The 17,297-nt window shown below is 69.2% G+C and carries 15 protein-coding genes; 11 read left to right on the top strand and 4 right to left on the bottom strand.

What is annotated here, in order from left to right:
* Window positions 1-264: 264 nt before the first annotated feature.
* Window positions 265-2,067 (top strand): NAD(P)/FAD-dependent oxidoreductase, encoded by a 1,803-nt coding sequence (locus ASD34_RS06815; protein WP_056574683.1) that lies wholly within the window; start codon window positions 265-267, stop codon window positions 2,065-2,067.
* Between the two features lie 35 nt (window positions 2,068-2,102).
* Here the strand turns inward: ASD34_RS06815 and ASD34_RS06820 are convergent, their stop codons facing one another.
* Window positions 2,103-2,813 carry a Crp/Fnr family transcriptional regulator gene (locus ASD34_RS06820; RefSeq protein ID WP_056574686.1) on the bottom strand — a complete coding sequence of 237 codons (711 nt, stop codon included), beginning with the start codon at window positions 2,811-2,813 and terminating at the stop codon, window positions 2,103-2,105.
* Window positions 2,814-2,830: 17 nt separating this feature from the next.
* Entirely contained in the window at window positions 2,831-3,211 is a 381-nt protein-coding gene (locus ASD34_RS27030; RefSeq protein ID WP_162248689.1) for a DUF1090 domain-containing protein, read from the bottom strand.
* A gap of 157 nt (window positions 3,212-3,368) precedes the next feature.
* Here ASD34_RS27030 and ASD34_RS06830 point away from each other — a divergent pair, with 157 nt between their 5' ends.
* The 5 genes from ASD34_RS06830 to ASD34_RS06850 all read left to right on the top strand — a co-directional run bounded on the left by ASD34_RS06830 (window position 3,369) and on the right by ASD34_RS06850 (window position 9,154).
* Window positions 3,369-4,289 (top strand): 3-keto-5-aminohexanoate cleavage protein, encoded by a 921-nt coding sequence (locus ASD34_RS06830; RefSeq protein WP_056574692.1) that lies wholly within the window; start codon window positions 3,369-3,371, stop codon window positions 4,287-4,289.
* A gap of 34 nt (window positions 4,290-4,323) precedes the next feature.
* Window positions 4,324-5,532, top strand: coding sequence for an ABC transporter substrate-binding protein (locus ASD34_RS06835; RefSeq protein WP_056574695.1), 1,209 nt, complete (start codon window positions 4,324-4,326; stop codon window positions 5,530-5,532).
* Window positions 5,529-6,476 (top strand): 3-hydroxyacyl-CoA dehydrogenase NAD-binding domain-containing protein, encoded by a 948-nt coding sequence (locus ASD34_RS06840; RefSeq protein WP_056574698.1) that lies wholly within the window; start codon window positions 5,529-5,531, stop codon window positions 6,474-6,476. The genes ASD34_RS06835 and ASD34_RS06840 overlap by 4 nt, the downstream gene beginning before the upstream one ends.
* A 1-nt stretch (window position 6,477) precedes the next feature.
* Complete coding sequence (locus ASD34_RS06845; protein ID WP_056574701.1) at window positions 6,478-8,286, top strand: feruloyl-CoA synthase; 1,809 nt, start codon at window positions 6,478-6,480, stop codon at window positions 8,284-8,286.
* Window positions 8,287-8,368: 82 nt separating this feature from the next.
* On the top strand, window positions 8,369-9,154 hold the full coding sequence (locus ASD34_RS06850) for a crotonase/enoyl-CoA hydratase family protein (RefSeq protein WP_056574703.1): 786 nt from the start codon (window positions 8,369-8,371) through the stop codon (window positions 9,152-9,154).
* Between the two features lies 1 nt (window position 9,155).
* Here ASD34_RS06850 and ASD34_RS06855 read toward each other — a convergent pair whose 3' ends face one another.
* Entirely contained in the window at window positions 9,156-10,544 is a 1,389-nt protein-coding gene (locus ASD34_RS06855) for a PLP-dependent aminotransferase family protein (protein ID WP_157609653.1), read from the bottom strand.
* A 137-nt stretch (window positions 10,545-10,681) separates the two neighbouring features.
* Between ASD34_RS06855 and ASD34_RS06860 the strand changes: the two genes are divergently transcribed.
* From ASD34_RS06860 to ASD34_RS06870, 3 genes are all read left to right on the top strand, one after another.
* Window positions 10,682-11,968 carry a hydroxymethylglutaryl-CoA reductase, degradative gene (locus ASD34_RS06860; RefSeq protein ID WP_056574706.1) on the top strand — a complete coding sequence of 429 codons (1,287 nt, stop codon included), beginning with the start codon at window positions 10,682-10,684 and terminating at the stop codon, window positions 11,966-11,968.
* Window positions 11,969-12,065: 97 nt separating this feature from the next.
* A complete protein-coding gene (locus ASD34_RS06865) occupies window positions 12,066-12,518 on the top strand; it encodes a hypothetical protein (RefSeq protein ID WP_056574709.1) in 453 nt (150 codons plus the stop codon).
* Window positions 12,519-12,559: 41 nt separating this feature from the next.
* Window positions 12,560-13,903 carry a tripartite tricarboxylate transporter permease gene (locus ASD34_RS06870; protein WP_157609658.1) on the top strand — a complete coding sequence of 448 codons (1,344 nt, stop codon included), beginning with the start codon at window positions 12,560-12,562 and terminating at the stop codon, window positions 13,901-13,903.
* Here ASD34_RS06870 and ASD34_RS06875 read toward each other — a convergent pair.
* Window positions 13,887-15,242 (bottom strand): hypothetical protein, encoded by a 1,356-nt coding sequence (locus tag ASD34_RS06875; RefSeq protein WP_056574712.1) that lies wholly within the window; start codon window positions 15,240-15,242, stop codon window positions 13,887-13,889. The two genes, ASD34_RS06870 and ASD34_RS06875, sit on opposite strands and share 17 nt — an antisense overlap.
* A gap of 87 nt (window positions 15,243-15,329) precedes the next feature.
* Between ASD34_RS06875 and ASD34_RS06880 the strand changes: the two genes are divergently transcribed.
* Window positions 15,330-15,752, top strand: coding sequence for a hotdog fold thioesterase (locus tag ASD34_RS06880; protein WP_056574715.1), 423 nt, complete (start codon window positions 15,330-15,332; stop codon window positions 15,750-15,752).
* A gap of 148 nt (window positions 15,753-15,900) precedes the next feature.
* Entirely contained in the window at window positions 15,901-17,184 is a 1,284-nt protein-coding gene (locus tag ASD34_RS06885; protein ID WP_056574718.1) for a solute carrier family 23 protein, read from the top strand.
* Window positions 17,185-17,297: the final 113 nt, after the last annotated feature.

Here is a 17,297-nt window from a genome sequence, read left to right on the forward strand (position 1 = left end):
TTTGCGGCGGTGTCGACATTGGCACGGAAAAGTTAATTCGAAAGTGTTCCTCTCCTGCCCACTCGGTTCGCCAACTCGTCGCAACCACGTCGCAGGCTCGTCGCACGGCGCATGCGACGCGCCCGCCACTTGCGACAAAACCCCCGCCAACCCCTTGATCCTTCGTCGCCCCCCACACGGCACGAAAGCTGCGCCACGTCTTCCGCGTGCGCCTTGCCGCGCCGCATTCGATTCGATTCGTTCAACGACACACGGAGACATGCAATGACAGACCCGACCACCGGCCCCACCCAGGCCGCCGCCCAGTGGCTGGCCGATTTCGCCGCCGCGCTCGCACGCGGCGACATCGACACGGCCGTCTCGCTGTTCGAGGCCGACAGCTACTGGCGCGACCTCGTTGCCTTCACCTGGAACATCCGCACGCAGGAAGGCCCGGAGGCCATCCGCGCCATGCTGCAGGCCCGGCTGGCCGACACGCAGCCCACGACCTTCGCGCTCGAAGGCGAGGCGACCGAGGCCGACGGCGTGATCGATGCGTGGTTCACCTTCGAGACGCGTGTCGCGCGCGGGCGCGGGCATCTTCGGCTACGCAACGGCAAGGCCTGGACGCTGCTCACCACCATGACCGAGCTGAAAGGCTTCGAGGAAAAGACAGGCGACAACCGCATCAAGGGCGCGGAGCACGGCGTGCACAAGGGCCGCAAGAACTGGCTCGAGAGGCGCCGCGACGAAGAGGCCGCGCTGGGCTACACCGAGCAGCCCGAGGTGGTGATCATCGGCGGCGGCCAGGGTGGCATCGGGCTGGGCGCGCGGCTGCGCCGGCTGGGCGTGCCGACGATCATCGTGGAGCGCAACGCCCGGGCCGGCGACTCCTGGCGCAAGCGCTACAAGTCGCTGTGCCTGCACGACCCGGTCTGGTACGACCACCTGCCCTACATGCCCTTCCCCGACGACTGGCCGGTGTTCGCGCCCAAGGACAAGATCGGCGACTGGCTCGAGATGTACACCAAGATCATGGAGCTCAACTACTGGAGTTCCACCAACGCGACCAAGGCGCGCTTCGACGAGGCCGCGCAGCGCTGGGAGGTGCAGGTGGAGCGCGAGGGCAAGCCGGTGACGCTGCGTCCGAAGCAGCTGGTGTTCGCGCTCGGCGTGTCGGGCTACCCGAACGTGCCGAAGGTGGCGGGCGCCGAGGACTTCCTGGGCGACCAGCACCACTCCAGCCAGCACCCCGGGCCCGAGGCCTACGCCGGCAAGAAGTGCGTGGTGCTGGGCTCGAACAACTCGGCGCACGACATCTGCGCGGCGCTGTGGGAGCACGGCGCGGACGTGACGATGATCCAGCGCTCGTCCACGCACATCGCGCCCTCGCAGTCGCTGATGAAGCTGGCGCTGGGCGGCCTGTATTCCGAGCAGGCGCTCAGGAACGGCATCGACCACCACAAGGGCGACCTGATCTTCGCCTCGGTGCCCTACAAGATCATGCACACCTTCCACATCCCCGTGTACGAGGAGATGAAGAAGCGCGACGCCGACCTGTACGCGCGGCTGGAGAAGGCGGGCTTCCTGCTCGACTTCGGCGCGGACGGCTCGGGCCTGTTCATGAAGTACCTGCGGCGCGGCTCGGGCTACTACATCGACGTGGGCGCCTCGGAGCTGGTGGCCAACGGCAGCATCCACCTGAAGAGCGGCGTGAACATCGAGCGCGTGAACGCGCGCTCGGTCACGCTCACCGACGGCACCGAACTGCCGGCCGACCTGCTGGTGTACGCCACGGGCTATGGCTCGATGAACGGCTGGCTGGCCGACCTGATCTCGCCCGAGATCGCCGACAAGGTCGGCAAGTGCTGGGGCCTGGGCTCCGACACGCCGAAGGACCCGGGTCCATGGGAAGGCGAGCTGCGCAACATGTGGAAGCCCACACAGGTCGACAACCTGTGGTTCCACGGCGGCAACCTGCACCAGTCGCGCCACTACTCGCAGTTTCTGGCGCTGCAGCTGAAGGCGCGCATGGAAGGCATCGACACGCCGGTGTACGAGCTGGCGGCGTCGCACCACAAGCGCTGAAGACGCGATGAAGGCCGTTCGCGGCCTTCATCCACTCATCCGTCGATGCGCCGACGCAGCCCCTCCAGGTCGGTCACGGTGATGCCGCCGTACTCGATGCGCAGCAGGCCGGCCAGCGCCAGCCGCCGCAGCGCCGCGTTGCAGCGCTGGCGCGACAGGCCCGAGAGGTTGGCGATCTCTTCCTGCGACACCTGCAGGTGCGGGTCGCTGCCGGGATGCAGCCACTCGTGGAACAAACCGGCGAGCGCGCGCGCGACCTGGCTGTCGGTGTCCAGCAGGTGGTGCGCGGTGAAGTTGCCGAGGAACCAGTGCATGCGCTCATTGATCTGGCGCAGCAGGAAGTCGTCGAAGCTGCGGTGCGTGGCGCGCAGCCATGCGAAGGTCTCCAGCGGCATCAGCGCCACGCGGCTGGGGCGCAAGGCGATGATGTCGGCGGTGCGCGGCACACCGCGCAGCAGCGTGCCCTCGCCGAACCAGCTGCCGGCCGACAGGCCGCCCAGCGTGACGGAGCGCCCGTCGGGCGAGGTCACGCACCACTTGAGCAGGCCTTCGATGGTGCCGTACCAGTGCAGCGGCGTGTCGCCGCAGCGGCACAGCGCGGCGCCCGCGGCCACCTCGACCTCGCGCATCTCGTCGAGCACGCGCTCGCCCGCGCTCACGTCGAGCCGCGGGAACCAGGCGGAGCCCTGCAGCAGCTGGGCAATGGTCTGCGGGGATGCGGGAGGAGCCGGCTTCGTCACGGGCATGTCGGCGGCTGGCTCACTCAGTGCGCGCCCTTGAGGTGCTGCAGTTCTTCCTGCGCGTCGCGCAGCTTCTTCTCGCGATCGGCGATCTTGCTGGCACGGCCCTTCTCCTGTGCCTCGCGCAGATCGCGCTCACGTTCCGCGACCTTGCGCTCCTGGTTGCGGATGCGCCGCGCGTGCTCGGCCGCCAGTTTGGCATCGGTGCAGTTGCGGTTCACTTCGGCCAGCGCTGTTTCGAGGCCGCGCACGCGCTGCTTCTGGCCTTTCGATTTCGCCATCTCGATGTCGCGGCCGATGGCTTCGCGCTTGGCGTCGCAGGTGCCTGGGCCCGTGGGTTGGGCGGCAGCGCCGAGGGCGGTGAACGCGGCCGCGGCGGCCAGCACGAGAAGGCGTAGTTTCATTGAGGGTGCTCCTGATGCGCGTGATGGCGCAACGACGACTTTAGCGCCTGGCGCCGCGTAAACCCTGCCCCGGAATGTCATCGCGATGACTGAGTGCGACAGGGCCCCGAAAAAATAATGGCGCGCCCTCCACGAAAGACTCCCGAAAGCATCCGCCATGTCGAAGCGCAAAGTGATCGTGACCATCGCCCCCACCGGCGGCATGGCGCACAAGTCCCAAAACCCCCATCTGCCCACGCAACCCGCCGAGATCGCGGCCGACGTGCTGCGCTGCTGGAACGCCGGCGCCAGCGTGGTGGCGATCCACGCGCGCCGCCCCGACGACGGCGCCACCTGCAACGCCGAGGTGTACCGCGACATCAACAGCCGCATCCGCGCGCTGGGCAGCGACATCGTGCTGAACAACTCCACCGGCGGCGGTGTGCACGGCGACATGGTGAAGCCGCTGGCCGGCGATCGCTGGGAGATCGCGTGGGAAGAGCGCATCAAGGGCATGGACGCCGGCGCCGAGATGTGCACGCTCGACGCCACCACGCTCAACCTGAGCTTCGAGGGCAAGCAGATCCTCATGGACACGCCGATCACGCGCGGGCGCGAGCTGGCCGCCGGCATGAAGGCACGCGGCATCAAGCCCGAGTGGGAAGTGTTCAGCCCCACGCACATCCTGCAGGACACGACCACGCTGATCGAGGAAGGCCATGACGACGAGCCGTACTTCATCAACCTGGTGATGAACGTGCACCGCAACTTCCAGAACGCGATGCCGTACTCGCCGCGCAACCTGCAGATGATGGTCGACACGCTGCCCAAGGGCGCCATCTTCGGCGTGAGCGGCATCGGCATGTCGCAGCTCGAGGCCAACGTGGCGGCGCTGCTGCTGGGCGGCCACGCGCGCGTGGGGCTGGAAGACAACCTCTACTTCCGCCACGGCGAACTCGCCACCAACGTGCAGCTCACCGAGCGCATCGTGCGCGTGATCCGCGAGCTCGACATGGAAGTGGCCACGCCGGCCGAGGCGCGGCAGATCATGGGCCTGCCGCGCATGGGCGGCCCGCGGCCCGAGTTCGCGCTGGGTTGACGACAGGCAAGAACAACAAACGGAGACAACGCACATGAACACCCCTCGCACCGCCCTGGCCCTCGCGCTGGGCGCCCTCCTTGCATCGGGCGCCTTCGCCCAGGTGTCCGACGACACCATCCGCATCGGCTTCATCAGCGACATGTCGGGCATCTACCGCGACTACGACGGCCCGGCCGGTGCGGAAGCCATCCGCATGGCCATCGCCGACATGGGCGGCGCCATCAATGGAAAGAAGATCGAGCTGGTCACGGCCGACCATCAGAACAAGCCCGACATCGCCGCTGCCAAGGCGCGCGAATGGTTCGACGTGCAGAAGGTCGACATGCTGGTCGGCGGCGTGAACTCGGGCGCGGCCATTGCCATGGCGGGCGTGGCGGCCGACAAGAAGAAGCCGTACTTCGTGGTGGGCTCGGGCGCGTCGAGCCTTACCAACGAATACTGCTCGCCTTACACCGTGCACTACGCCTACGACACGGTGGCGATGGCGCGCGGCACCGCGAGCGCGGTGGTCAAGGCCGGCGGCAAGAGCTGGTACTTCGTGGCGGCCGACTACGCCTTTGGCGCCGCGCTGCAAGGCGACGCCACCAAGACCGTGCAGGCCGGCGGCGGCACGGTGGCGGGCTCGGTCAAGCACCCGCTGGGCGCGAGCGATTTCTCGTCGTTCATGCTGCAGGCGCAAAGCTCGAAGGCGCAGGTGCTGGCCCTGGCCAACGCGGGCGGCGACACGGTCAACGCCATCAAGTCGGCGGCGGAGTTCGGCATCAGCAAGAACATGAAACTCGCCGGCATGATCATCACCATCAACGACGTGCACGCGCTGGGCCTGAAGGCCTCGCAGGGCATGTACCTCACCGACAGCTGGTACTGGAACCAGAGCCCCGAGTCGCGCGCCTGGGCGCGGCGCTTCTTCGACAAGCACAAGCGCATGCCCTCCTCCTTCCATGCCGGCGACTACTCGGCCACGCTGCAGTACCTGCAGGCCGTGAAGGCGGCCGGCAGCGACGACGCCGACAAGGTGATGGCACAGCTGCGCAAGACGAAGTTCAACGACATGTTCGTCAAGGGCGGCTGGCTGCGCGACGACGGCCTCATGGTGCACGACATGCACCTCATGCAGGTGAAGACGCCGGCCGAATCCAGGGAGCCGTGGGACTATTACAAGGTGATCGAAAACATCCCCGGCGAAGCCGCGTGGACCACCAAGTCGGAGAGCCGCTGCGCGCGGTGGAAATCAGCATGAACCTCACCACCGACGTGAAGCGCGTCGCCGTCGTCGGCACCGGCGTGATCGGCGCGAGCTGGGCCGCGCACTTCCTCGCGCACGGGCTCGACGTGAACGCGACCGACCCCTCGCCCGGCGCCGAAGACCGGCTGCGCGCCGCCGTGGCGCAGCACTGGCCGACGCTGGCGCGCTTCGGCCTCGCCGAGGGCGCCTCGGTCGATCGCCTGCGCTTTCACGACAGCCTGGAAGACGCCGTGGCCGTGGCCGACTTCGTGCAGGAGAACGGCCCCGAGCGCATGGATTTCAAGATCGACCTGTTTCGCCGCATGGACGCGGCTGCGCCGCCGGAGACCCTCCTCGCGTCGAGCTCGTCGGGGCTGGCCATCAGCGGTGTGCAGGCGGGCTGCGCGCACCCGCAGCGCGTGGTGCTGGGTCATCCGTTCAACCCGCCGCACCTGATTCCGCTGGTCGAGGTGATCGGCGGCGAGCAGACCTCGCCCGACACCATCGCCCGCACGATGGCGTTCTATGCCGCCATCGGCAAGCGGCCGATCCACGTGAAGCGCGAGGTGAAAGGCCACATCGCGAACCGTCTGCAGGCCGCGCTGTGGCGCGAGGCGTTTCACCTCGTCAACGAAGGCGTGGCGAGCGTGGCCGACATCGACACCGCCATCGCGCACGGCCCCGGACTGCGCTGGGCGGTGATGGGGCCGTTCATGAACCTGCACCTCTCGGGTGGCGCGGGCGGCATCGAACATCTGCTCGCGCACCTGGGCGGGCCCATCGAAGACTGGTGGAAGGACCTGGGCGCGCCGTCGATGACGGACGCGCTGAAGCAGCAGGTGGTGCAAGGCGTGGACGAAGCCCTCGGCACGCGCCACACGGCCGACCTCGAAGCCGCGCGCGACACCCTGCTGCTGAACCTGATTCGCGCCAAGGCCGAGACGGGGACGCTGGATTGACATGACCGACTTCCTTCTCGACGACACCCTGGTCGCGCCGCCCCGCACGGTGCGCATCGACTTCGACGACGGCTCGTTCGTGCTGCGCTCGCCGACGGCGCTGCAGCCGTATGCGCGCTGCATCGGCGAATGGATCGAGCGTTGGGCGCGCGAGACGCCCGACGCGTTGGCCTTCGCCGAGCGCGATGAAACGGGCGAAGGCTGGCGCACGCTCGACTACCACGCGCTGCGCGCCGCCGTCGGTGCCGTGGCGCAAGGCCTGCTCGACCTGGACCTGCCCGCAGGCAAGCCGATCGTGATCCTCTCGGACAACGCCATCGACCATGCGGTGCTGATGCTCGCCGCGATGCACATCGGTCGCACGGCGTGTTCGCTGTCGAGCGCCTACTCGCGCATGGCGAAAGACCGGTCGCGGCTGCACGACATGCTGCGGGCGCTGCAACCGGCGCTGGTCTACGCGTCCGATGCGTCGGTGTACGGTGCATCGCTTGCAGGCAGCGGCATCGAGGCGGTTACGGTGTTCAGCCGTCACGCCGACATGCATCCCGGCGCGATGGCGTTCGACGCGCTGCTCGGCGCGAAAGAAACGCCCGCCGTCATGCAGGCCTTCGCCGCCGTGGGCCCCGACACGCATGCCAAGTACCTGCTGACCTCGGGCTCCACCGGAAAGCCCAAGGTGGTGATCAACACGCACCGCATGCTGTGCGCCAACCAGCAAATGATGGCGCAGACCTGGCGCTTCCTCTCGCAAGAGAAGCCGGTGCTCGTCGACTGGCTGCCGTGGAGCCACACCTTCGGCGCGAACCACAACCTGCACATGGTGCTGTGCCACGGCGGCGCGCTCTACATCGACGAAGGCCGCCCCGCGCCGGGTCTCATCGAGAAGACGGTGCGCAACCTGCGCGAGGTGAAACCCACGCTGCTGTTCAACGTGCCGCGCGGCTTCGACATGCTGCTGCCTTTTCTCGAAGCCGATGATGCCCTCGCCGCCGAGGTGTTCTCGCGGCTGCGCCTGGCCTTCTACGCGGCGGCTGCGCTTGCGCCTTCGACATGGCAACGGCTCGAAGCGGTGGCGCAGCACGTGCGGCCCTCGCGCCCGCTCTGGCTCACCACCTCTTGGGGCGCGACCGAGACCTCGCCCGCCATCACCTCTGCGCACTGGCAGCTCGACGGCGCCGGCTGCATCGGCGCCCCGCTGCCTGGGCTCGAACTCAAGTTCGTGCCCAACGGCGAGAAGCTGGAGATGCGCGTGAAGGGCGTCTCGGTATTCCCCGGCTACCGCGATGCGCCGCGCGAGACCGCCGAGGCTTTCGACGCCGAGGGCTACTACCGCATCGGCGACGCCGGCTTTCCCGCGAACCCCGCCAACCCGTCGCAGGGCGTGATCTTCAACGGCCGCGTGGCGGAAGACTTCAAGCTCTCGACCGGCACCTGGGTGTCGGTGGGCACGCTGCGCGTGAAGCTGGTGTCGCTGCTGGCGCCGCATGTGCAGGACATCGTGCTCACGGGCCACGACCGCGACGCGATCGGCATGCTGGTGTTCGCCAGCCCGCAAGGCGCGGCGCTCGCGCCCCAGGCGCTGGCCGCGCGCATCGCCGAAGTGCTGCGCGCCCTGCGCGACGAAGGCGCGGGCTCGTCGCAATGCCCGGCCTGCGCGCTCGTGCTGGCCGAACCGCCGAGCCTCGACGCGGGCGAGATCACCGACAAGGGCTACATCAACCAGCGCGCGGTGCTCACGCGGCGCGCGGCCGAGGTGGCGCGGCTGCATGCCTCGGGCGCAGGGGATGCGGACGTGATTCGCGTCACCTGAACGCGGCGGGGTTGGAGAACCCGGGAATGTTTTCTACGATGGCCGGATTGCCCCGCCACCTCAGCTTCCTGGAGACGCCCGCATGACCACCCCGCCCTGCGTGACCTTCGACGTGGACGGCCCTGTCTGCACGCTCACGCTGAACCGCCCCGACAAGCGCAACGCCGTGGACGGCGTGGTCGCCGCCGCCTTGCGCGCGGCCTTCGAGCGCTTCGAGGCCGACGACACATCGCGCGTGGCCGTGCTGACGGGCGCGGGCGGCCACTTCTGCGCGGGCGCCGACCTGGGCGCGGTCGGCGATCCAGCGCGCCGCAACGAACTCGACCCCGAGGGCGGCGGCGCCGGCCCGATGGGTCCGACGCGCATGGCGCTGTCCAAGCCGCTGATCGCGGCGGTGAACGGCTACGCGGTCGCGGGCGGACTCGAACTCGCGCTGCTGGCCGACCTGCGCGTGGCCGACGAGGACGCGGTGTTCGGCGTGTTCTGCCGCCGCTGGGGCGTGCCGCTGATCGACGGCGGCACCGTGCGGCTGCCGCGCCTCATCGGCATGGGGCGCGCACTCGACCTGATCCTCACGGGGCGCCCCGTCGGCGCGGCCGAGGCGCTGGCGATGGGCCTGGTCAACCGCACCACGCCGCCGGGCGGCGCGCTGGCCGCGGCGCAGGAACTGGCGCGCCAGATCGCCGCCTTTCCGCAGCAATGCATGCGGGCCGACCGCCGCTCCGCCTTCGAGCAATGGGACCTGCCGCTGGCCGAAGCGCTGCGCCGCGAGGGCGCACGGGGCGTGCCGATCGTTGCAGCCGAAGGCGAAGCCGGGGCCGCGCGCTTTGCCGGCGGCGCGGGGCGGCACGGCACTTTCAAGGGCTGATTCAGGACCGGCGCCGCAACGCGGTGCGCAGCGCCTTCGCGAATCGCGGGTCGGCCATCGCGCCGACATTGAAGCGCGACCAGCGCGAGACCTGCGTCGAATCGACGCTGAAGATGCGCCCCGGCGCCATCACGATCTTGCGCGGCAGCAGTTCCTTCGCGAAGGCCAGCGAGTCGTCCACGCCGGGCAGCGCGGCCCAGATGTAGAGCGACTGCGGGCTGCGCGCGAAGACCTCGGCGTCCACGGCGTCGAACAGCTTCAGCGCGTCGCGCGTGGCCTCGCCCAGCCGCTGCTGCAGCCGCTTGAGGTGCCGCTGGTAGTGGCCCTCGCTCAGGATGACGTCGACCGTGCGCTCGCTGTACTCCGAGCTGCTCACGTGGATCAGCGCCTTCAGGTCGGCGAGGTCGCTCGCCAGGTCGGCACCGCAGGCGATGAAGCCCACGCGCAGCGCGGCCGAGAACGATTTCGAAAAGCTGCCGATGTAGATGGTGCGTTCGAGCTGGTCGAGCGCGGACAGACGCGGCAACGCCGTGGGCTTGAAGTCGGCCAGCGGGTCGTTCTCCACGATCAGCAGGTCGTACTTCTGCGCCAGCTGCAGCACGCGGAAGGCCTTGGCCGGCGAGATGTCGGAGCCCGTGGGGTTGTGCGCGAGCGACTGCGTGAAGAACAGGCGCGGCCGCTCGGCGATGAGCAGTTGCTCCAGCACGTCCAGATCCGGTCCGTCCGCAAGACGCGGCACGGCCAGCATCTGTGCGCCCGCGAGCTTGAGCTTGCCGAAGAGCGGGTAGTAGCCCGGGTCGTCCACCAGCACCTTGCCGCCGGGCGGCACGAAATAGCGGATGACGATGTCCATCGCCTCGTTGGCACCGTGCGTGAGCACGATCTGCCGCGGCTCGGCGCCGATGCCGAAGTCGGCCAGCTTGCGCACGAGGTGATCGCGCAGCGGCGCATAACCGAAGCGGCTGCCGTAGCGAAAGAGCGCGCCGAGCCCCGTGCGCACGACCTTCGGGTGGTACTTGTCCAGGCGCACGTCGGCGAGCCATTCGACGGGCGGAAAGCCGTCGCCCACGGCGACCGCGTCGGGCTGCGTCTTGAGCTGCTCGCGCATGAGCCACACGATGTCCATCGCGCGGCCGAGGCTGCCCGCGTCGTCCTCGGCGGGCTTGGGTGTGGCCGTGGCCTGCGCGAGCACGTAGTAGCCCGAACCGCGCCGCGGCTCGACGAGGCCGCGCGACACCAGCAGCTCGAACGCGGCCACCACGGTGTTCTTGGCGTAGCCGTGCAGCTGCGCGAGTTCGCGCAGCGACGGCAGCTTGTCGCCAGCCTTGTAGGCGCCGCTCGCGATCTGGCGCGCAAGGGTGTCGGCGAGCGAATCGGCGATCGTGGTCATGGGCCGGGACTTTGACACAGCCAGCGATGGCGACGCACCACTGTCCACACTGTCCCGCCAAACTGTGCCTTCCGCGGGCGGTACAGCGGGCCTAAATTGCCTGCTCCCGAATTCACCTCCCGAAGAGACACGCACCGATGGCTGCCGATTCCCGCATTCCCAATTTCCGCGCACTCACCCCCACCCAACGCCTGGCCCACATCGCACAGGCCGCCTCGCTCACCAACGACGAGGTGGCATTGCTCGCGCAGCCCGGCGCGCTGAGCGTGGAGCGCGCCAACGGCATGGTCGAGAACGTGATCGGCACCTTCGAGCTGCCGCTGGGCGTGGCCGGCAACTTCACCGTGAATGGTCGCGACTACCTCGTGCCGATGGCGGTGGAAGAGCCCTCGGTGGTCGCCGCCGCCTCGTTCATGGCCAAGCTGGCGCGCGAAGGCGGCGGCTTCGAGGCCTCGAGCACCGGCCCGCTGATGCGCGCGCAGGTGCAGGTGATCGGCATCACCGACCCGTACGGCGCCCGGCTCGCGCTGCTGCGTGCGCGCGACGAGATCCTGGCCGTGGCGAACAGCCGCGACAAGGTGCTGATCGGCCTGGGCGGCGGCTGCCGCGACATCGAGGTGCATGTGTTCGGCGACACGCCGCGCGGCGCGATGGTGGTGATGCACCTGATCGTCGACGTGCGCGACGCGATGGGCGCGAACACGGTCAACACGATGGCCGAGGCGGTGTCGCCGCTGGTCGAGCAGCTCACGGGCGGCACGGTGCGCCTGCGCATCCTGTCGAACCTGGCGGACCTGCGGCTGGCGCGTGCGCGCGTGCGGCTCGCACCCGCCGTGCTGGCCACGCGCGAGCGCAGCGGCGAAGAGGTGGTCGAGGGCGTGATCGACGCGTACACCTTCGCGGCCATCGACCCGTACCGCGCGGCGACGCACAACAAGGGGATCATGAACGGCATCGACCCGGTGATCGTCGCGACCGGCAACGACTGGCGCGCGGTCGAAGCCGGCGCGCATGCGTATGCCTGCCGCAGCGGGCGCTACACCTCGCTGACCACGTGGGAGAAGGACACGAGCGGCGCGCTCGTCGGCACCATCGAGATGCCAATGCCCGTGGGCCTGGTCGGCGGCGCGACGAAGACGCACCCGCTCGCACGGCTCGCACTGAAGATCCTCGACGTGAAGTCGGCGCAGGAACTCGGCGAAGTCGCCGTGGCCGTCGGCCTCGCGCAGAACCTCGGCGCCCTGCGTGCACTCGCCACCGAAGGCATCCAGCGCGGCCACATGGCGCTGCACGCCCGCAACATCGCGCTCGTCGCCGGTGCGACCGGTGACGAGATCGATCACATCGCCAAGCAGATGGCGGCCGAACACGACGTGCGCACCGACCGCGCCGTGGCGCTGCTCGACGCGCTGCGCAAGAAATAACTCAACGCGGCGGGAGGGGCCCGCTACAGGGACCGCGGCCCACACCGCGGCGGCCGCGCTAGCGGCTGTCACATCACCAAAGACGGAGACATCGCAGATGAACGCAGACAGTGCAACGCCCGCCCGCTGGCGGCTGGTGGAGATATGGGGCGACACGGCCGACCTGGGCCACCTCGCGTGGTCGATCGTGATCGGCGTCGCGGTGAGCCTCACGGGGTACCTCGTGGCGAGCCGCGTGCTCGCGAGCGTGGTGAGCACGCCTGAACTGGCGCGCGCCTACGCGATGCTCGCGGGCCTGGGCGGCTGCGTGGTCTCGGGCGTGATCTGCGCGAAGCTCTTCGCGCCGAAGCGCGAGGTGGTCGAAGGCACGGACCCCGATCCGCGCTGGCGCGAGGAAGTGCTGGCCGAACTGGCCGGCGAGCACGGCGACCTGGGCTCGGTGAACGACCTTCCGCCGTCGGTGGTGCGCGAGATGAAGGAGCTGGAAATCTACGGCCTGTTCGCGTCGTACAAGCCCCGCGCCACAAACACCGAAGGAGCCGCCTCGTGATCGACGCCGCGCTGTTCAACCAGATCCTCGTCGCCACCGGCATGGGCCTCGTGGGCGCCATCGTGTTCGCGGCCATCGGCCTCGTCTCGGGCACCGACGAAACCACCACGCTCGCACCGCTCACGCTGCTGGTGGTGCTGCTGGGCGTGCCGCCCGAAGGCGTGTTCACCTTCTTCCTGGCGGCCGCGGTGGCCAAGCACATGACGCACGCGGTGCCCACGGCGCTGCTCGGCATCCCGGGCGACACCATGGCTACGCCGCTGCTGCAGGACGCGAACGTGCTGCGCAACCTGGGCGTGCCGCACATCGCGCTGCGCAAGATGGTGTCGGGCGCGATCATCGCGGCCTTCATCGCCGTGCCGCTGGCGGTGCTGTTCGCGGTGCTGCTCGCGCCCTATGGCGCAGCCATCACCAAGGCTGCGCCGTGGATCTTCGTGGTGGCGGCCGTGGCCATCGCCTACTTCTCGAGCGGGCGCTGGGCGTCGGTGGCCACGCTGGTGCCCTTCGTGATGGTGATCGTCGCGCTGCAGGCGCTCACGGGCAAGTACGGCGTGAAGCTCAGCATCAGCTACTTCCTGGGCATCGCGATCGGGCCGCTGGTGGCCGACCTGTTCTCGGTGATCTCGCCCGCCGCACGGGCGCGCATGAAGCGCGACAAGGTCCGCACCTTCTCGCTTGCGCCGGACGTGAAGGGCTGGTCGGGCTACTTCCCGAATCCGTTCAAGGTGCTCGACGGCAAGCAGGTGAAGTGGACCTTTGCCACCGCCACGATCTCCAGCGCCACCTTCGTGTTCAGTCCGGTCGCGATGACGGTGGTGCTGGGTGAGCTGGTCGGTTCGCGCATCAGGCACGCGTACCACCGCCTGACCACCACGCTGGCCGCGCGCAACGGCGTGACCGAGGCCACCTACATCGCCGAGGCACTGATTCCGCTGATCGCCATCGGCCTGCCGCTGAGCCCGGTGGCGGCCGGCCCTGCGGCGCCGCTGTTCAACGCACCGCCGGTGTTCACCATCGACGCGGCCACGGGCCAGACCCACAACCTGCACAACCTGCTGAACCACTGGGAGTTCCTCGGCTACGGCATGCTGGCCGTGGTGCTGGCGGCGCTGGTGGCCTACCCCTTCACGATGAACTTCGCGCGCCGCGCGGCGCTGTTCGTGTCGCGCAAGGTGAGCCACGAGGCGATCATCGCGACCTTCGTCGGGCTGATCGTGGTGATCAGCGTGTGGGAAGGCCAACTGCTCGGGTTGCTGGTGATCCTGACGATGGGCCTGCTCGGCGGGCTGCTGTCGCGCGCCATCGGCTTCAACACCGGCGTGCAGTTCATGGGCTACTACACGGCGGTGCTGACGGTGCCTGCGGCGATCAAGGCGTTGGCCTAGGGCTTGAGGGTTTGGGTGTCGGCGCGGGCCTGGCAGGCGCCGGTTTCCTCTCGTCCCCGCCGAACAGCTTCTCCACCTGCTGCCCCACGCGCGCCCCGATCGCCGTGCCCACGCCCGGCAGCACCGCGCTGCCGACCGCTGCGCCCGCGAGCGCACCGCCGGTCATCGACACCTCGGGCTCGGCCACGCTGCCGCTGATCTTGAGCGGCACGCCGACCACGCCGTCGACGAGGTCGACCGCGATCTCGCCCGTCATCTGGCGGTTGAAGAGCCGCAGGTTGCCGCTGGCGGTGAGCACGCCAGAGCGGGCCTTGAGGTTGGTGTAGCGCATCACGATGCCGTCTTCGGTACCCTGGGTGTCGAGCATGCCGGTGAGCTCGTCCAGTGCCGTGGTGCCGCCGCGGCTGATGCCGACGGTGGTCACGGCCTTGGCCAGGTCGAGCCGGGTCAGCGTGGCCGGCTGCACCGAGAAGCGGGTGCGGGTGTGCAGGCCACGGATCAGCCCGCCCACTTCGCGGGCCTCGGCCACCAGCGAGGTGTGGCCCGAGACCTTGCCGGCCACCGGCGAGCGGCGCCCGAAGGCCTGCACCAGCGCCTCGATGTCGACCTGGCGCGGGTCGAGCTCGGCTGACACGCGCAAGCCCCGTCCTTGGGGCAGCACTTCGAGGCGTGATTCGCCGTTCCACGTGCCGCCGCCGGCGTCGATGCGGGTGCGCCAGCGGTCTTCGCCGCCTTCGCGATCCAGCCGCAGGCGCACGGGCGAGGCGGCGCCGGCGCGCGCCAGGCGCAGGGTGCGCGGGCGCCAGTTGTCGTCGAACGTCACGTCACCGTCGTAGGCCAGCGCGATGTCGCGGCGGTCGATCCAGACCACGTCGCGCCAACGCACGCGCTCCACCGGCACGGGCGCCAGCGCCCAGGGTGCCGGCAGCACCATGATGCGGTCGCCCTCCTGCGGCTCAGGGCCCTTGCCCCGGAAGGCGCGCACCGAGGCGCGCGGCAGCACCAGGCTTTCGAGTTCGATCTCGTCGATGGCGACCACGCGGCGCAGCAGCAACGGCCACAGGTGCAGCCGCACGCTCAGGCGGCGCAGGGTGATGGGCTGCGGCTGGTCGGTGGCCAGCCCGGACAGTGCCAGCACGGGCACCGGCCACAGCGACCAGTGGGCCCCGCCCACGGTCAGGTCGACGCCGTAGCGCTGCGAGAAGCCGGCGGCGATGCGGGCCGCCACCTCCTCGTCGTCGGGCAGGCGCGCGGCCACCACGAGCACCAGCGCGCCGATGCCCAGCAGCAGCACCGCCACCGAGCCCAGGAGCCACCGCCGCACCGAAGGGAAGGTCATCGGGCCAAGGTAGCACGCAAAGGCGACTGCGGTTGTCAGCCGTCGTCGCTATAGTGCCCTCGCACCCCCTGTATCGGAGACCCCTGCATGCGTATCTGGAAGAAAGACATCTCGGTCGAATCGCTGACCGCCAACCACGTGGGCACGGCCGTGGCCGCCCTGGGCATCGAGTTCCTGGAGGTGGGCGACGACTTCATCCGCGCCCGCGTGCCGGTGGACGAGCGCACCCGCCAGCCCTACGGCATCCTGCACGGCGGCGTGTCGGTGGTGCTGGCCGAGACGCTGGGTTCCTGCGGCGCGCACTATTCGGCCCCCGAGGGCGACCGCGCCGTGGGCCTGGACATCAACGCCAACCACATCCGCTCGGCCACCAGCGGCTGGGTCATCGGCACGGCGCGGCCGGTGCACCGCGGGCGCACCACGCAGGTCTGGCAGATCGACCTGACGAACGAGGCGGGCGAGCTGACCTGCGTGTCGCGCATCACCATGGCGGTGCTGCAGCCGCGCTGAGCGGCACCGGCCCCCTTTTCTTCTCCTTCCCCGCTGGTACGCCTCTTGCGGGTGGCACCCGTGTTCAGCACGGGGTGGATCGACCACAATCTCGCCCCAGGGAGCGCGTCGACCCCCCAAGACACACCAACCGAGGAGAAGAAAACACATGTTCAACTGGACTGAAAAGCCGGTGTCCACACTGGCCAATGGCGCCGTGATCGCGCCCGACGAGCGGCTGCCCTGGCTGCAGACTGGCGCGATGGGCATCCAGCACGTGATCGCCATGTTCGGCGCCACGGTGCTGGCGCCGATCCTGATGGGCTTCAACCCCAACATCGCGATCCTGATGAGCGGCATCGGCACGCTCATCTTCTACTTCGTGACCGGCGGCAAGGTGCCCAGCTACCTGGGCTCGAGCTTCGCCTTCATCGGCGTGGTGATCGCGGCCAGCGGCTACGCGGGCAAGGGGGCCAACGCCAACATCGCAGTGGCGCTGGGCGGCATCGTGGCCTGCGGGGTGGTCTACATCCTGATCGGGGCCATCGTGCAGGCCGTGGGCACGGGCTGGATCGAGCGCTTCATGCCGCCCGTGGTCACGGGCGCCGTGGTGGCGGTGATCGGGCTGAACCTGGCGGGCATTCCCATCAAGAACATGGCGGCCAGCAACTTCGATTCGTGGATGCAGGCCGTGACCTTCCTGTGCGTGGGGCTGGTGGCGGTGTTCACGCGCGGCATGGTGCAGCGCCTGCTGATCCTCATCGGCCTGATCCTGGCCACGCTGGTGTATGCCGCGCTCACCAACGGCATGGGCCTGGGCAAGCCGGTCGACCTCAGCGGCATCGCCAACGCGGCCTGGTTCGGCCTGCCGACCTTCACGGCGCCGGTGTTCACGGCCAACGCAATGCTGCTGATCGCGCCCGTGGCGATCATCCTGGTGGCGGAAAACCTCGGCCACCTGAAGGCCGTGACGGCCATGACCGGCCGCAACCTCGACCCGTACATGGGCCGTGCCTTCATCGGCGACGGCATTGCCACGGTGGTGAGCGGCGCCGCCGGCGGCACGGGCGTGACCACCTATGCCGAGAACATCGGCGTGATGGCGGCCACGCGCATCTACTCGACGGCGGTGTTCGTGGTGGCGGCGGTGATTGCGCTGGTGCTGGGCTTCAGCCCCAAGTTCGGCGCGCTGATCCAGGCGATTCCGCTGCCGGTGATGGGCGGCGTGAGCATCGTGGTGTTCGGCCTGATCGCCATTGCGGGCGCCAAGATCTGGGTCGACAACAAGGTCGATTTCTCGCAGAACAAGAACCTGATCGTGGCCGCGATCACGCTGATCATCGGCACTGGCGACTTCACGCTGAAGTTCGGCGACTTCGCCCTCGGCGGCATCGGAACCGCCACTTTCGGCGCGATCATCCTCTACGCCCTGCTGGGCAAAACAAAGAACTAACCCCCAGGCTTGCCCACTTCGTGTGGCCCCCAACCCCCTTGCAGGGGGCGATACCAGCGGCCCGGCAAAGCCGGTTCCGCGGTATCCCTGGAACTGCAGCAAGATGAAACCTC

It is taken from the genome of Variovorax sp. Root473 (assembly GCF_001426505.1).
Taxonomy (GTDB): Bacteria; Pseudomonadota; Gammaproteobacteria; order Burkholderiales; family Burkholderiaceae_C; genus Variovorax.

Bases quoted from the DNA above. Each gene is read 5' to 3' on its own strand.
- ASD34_RS06815 (WP_056574683.1), top strand. From the start codon at position 265: ATGACAGACCCGACCACCGGCCCCACCCAGGCCGCCGCCCAGTGGCTG.
- ASD34_RS06820 (WP_056574686.1), bottom strand. From the start codon at position 2,813: ATGCCCGTGACGAAGCCGGCTCCTCCCGCATCCCCGCAGACCATTGCC.
- ASD34_RS27030 (WP_162248689.1), bottom strand. From the start codon at position 3,211: ATGAAACTACGCCTTCTCGTGCTGGCCGCCGCGGCCGCGTTCACCGCC.
- ASD34_RS06830 (WP_056574692.1), top strand. From the start codon at position 3,369: ATGTCGAAGCGCAAAGTGATCGTGACCATCGCCCCCACCGGCGGCATG.
- ASD34_RS06835 (WP_056574695.1), top strand. From the start codon at position 4,324: ATGAACACCCCTCGCACCGCCCTGGCCCTCGCGCTGGGCGCCCTCCTT.
- ASD34_RS06840 (WP_056574698.1), top strand. From the start codon at position 5,529: ATGAACCTCACCACCGACGTGAAGCGCGTCGCCGTCGTCGGCACCGGC.
- ASD34_RS06845 (WP_056574701.1), top strand. From the start codon at position 6,478: ATGACCGACTTCCTTCTCGACGACACCCTGGTCGCGCCGCCCCGCACG.
- ASD34_RS06850 (WP_056574703.1), top strand. From the start codon at position 8,369: ATGACCACCCCGCCCTGCGTGACCTTCGACGTGGACGGCCCTGTCTGC.
- ASD34_RS06855 (WP_157609653.1), bottom strand. From the start codon at position 10,544: ATGACCACGATCGCCGATTCGCTCGCCGACACCCTTGCGCGCCAGATC.
- ASD34_RS06860 (WP_056574706.1), top strand. From the start codon at position 10,682: ATGGCTGCCGATTCCCGCATTCCCAATTTCCGCGCACTCACCCCCACC.
- ASD34_RS06865 (WP_056574709.1), top strand. From the start codon at position 12,066: ATGAACGCAGACAGTGCAACGCCCGCCCGCTGGCGGCTGGTGGAGATA.
- ASD34_RS06870 (WP_157609658.1), top strand. From the start codon at position 12,560: ATGGGCCTCGTGGGCGCCATCGTGTTCGCGGCCATCGGCCTCGTCTCG.
- ASD34_RS06875 (WP_056574712.1), bottom strand. From the start codon at position 15,242: ATGACCTTCCCTTCGGTGCGGCGGTGGCTCCTGGGCTCGGTGGCGGTG.
- ASD34_RS06880 (WP_056574715.1), top strand. From the start codon at position 15,330: ATGCGTATCTGGAAGAAAGACATCTCGGTCGAATCGCTGACCGCCAAC.
- ASD34_RS06885 (WP_056574718.1), top strand. From the start codon at position 15,901: ATGTTCAACTGGACTGAAAAGCCGGTGTCCACACTGGCCAATGGCGCC.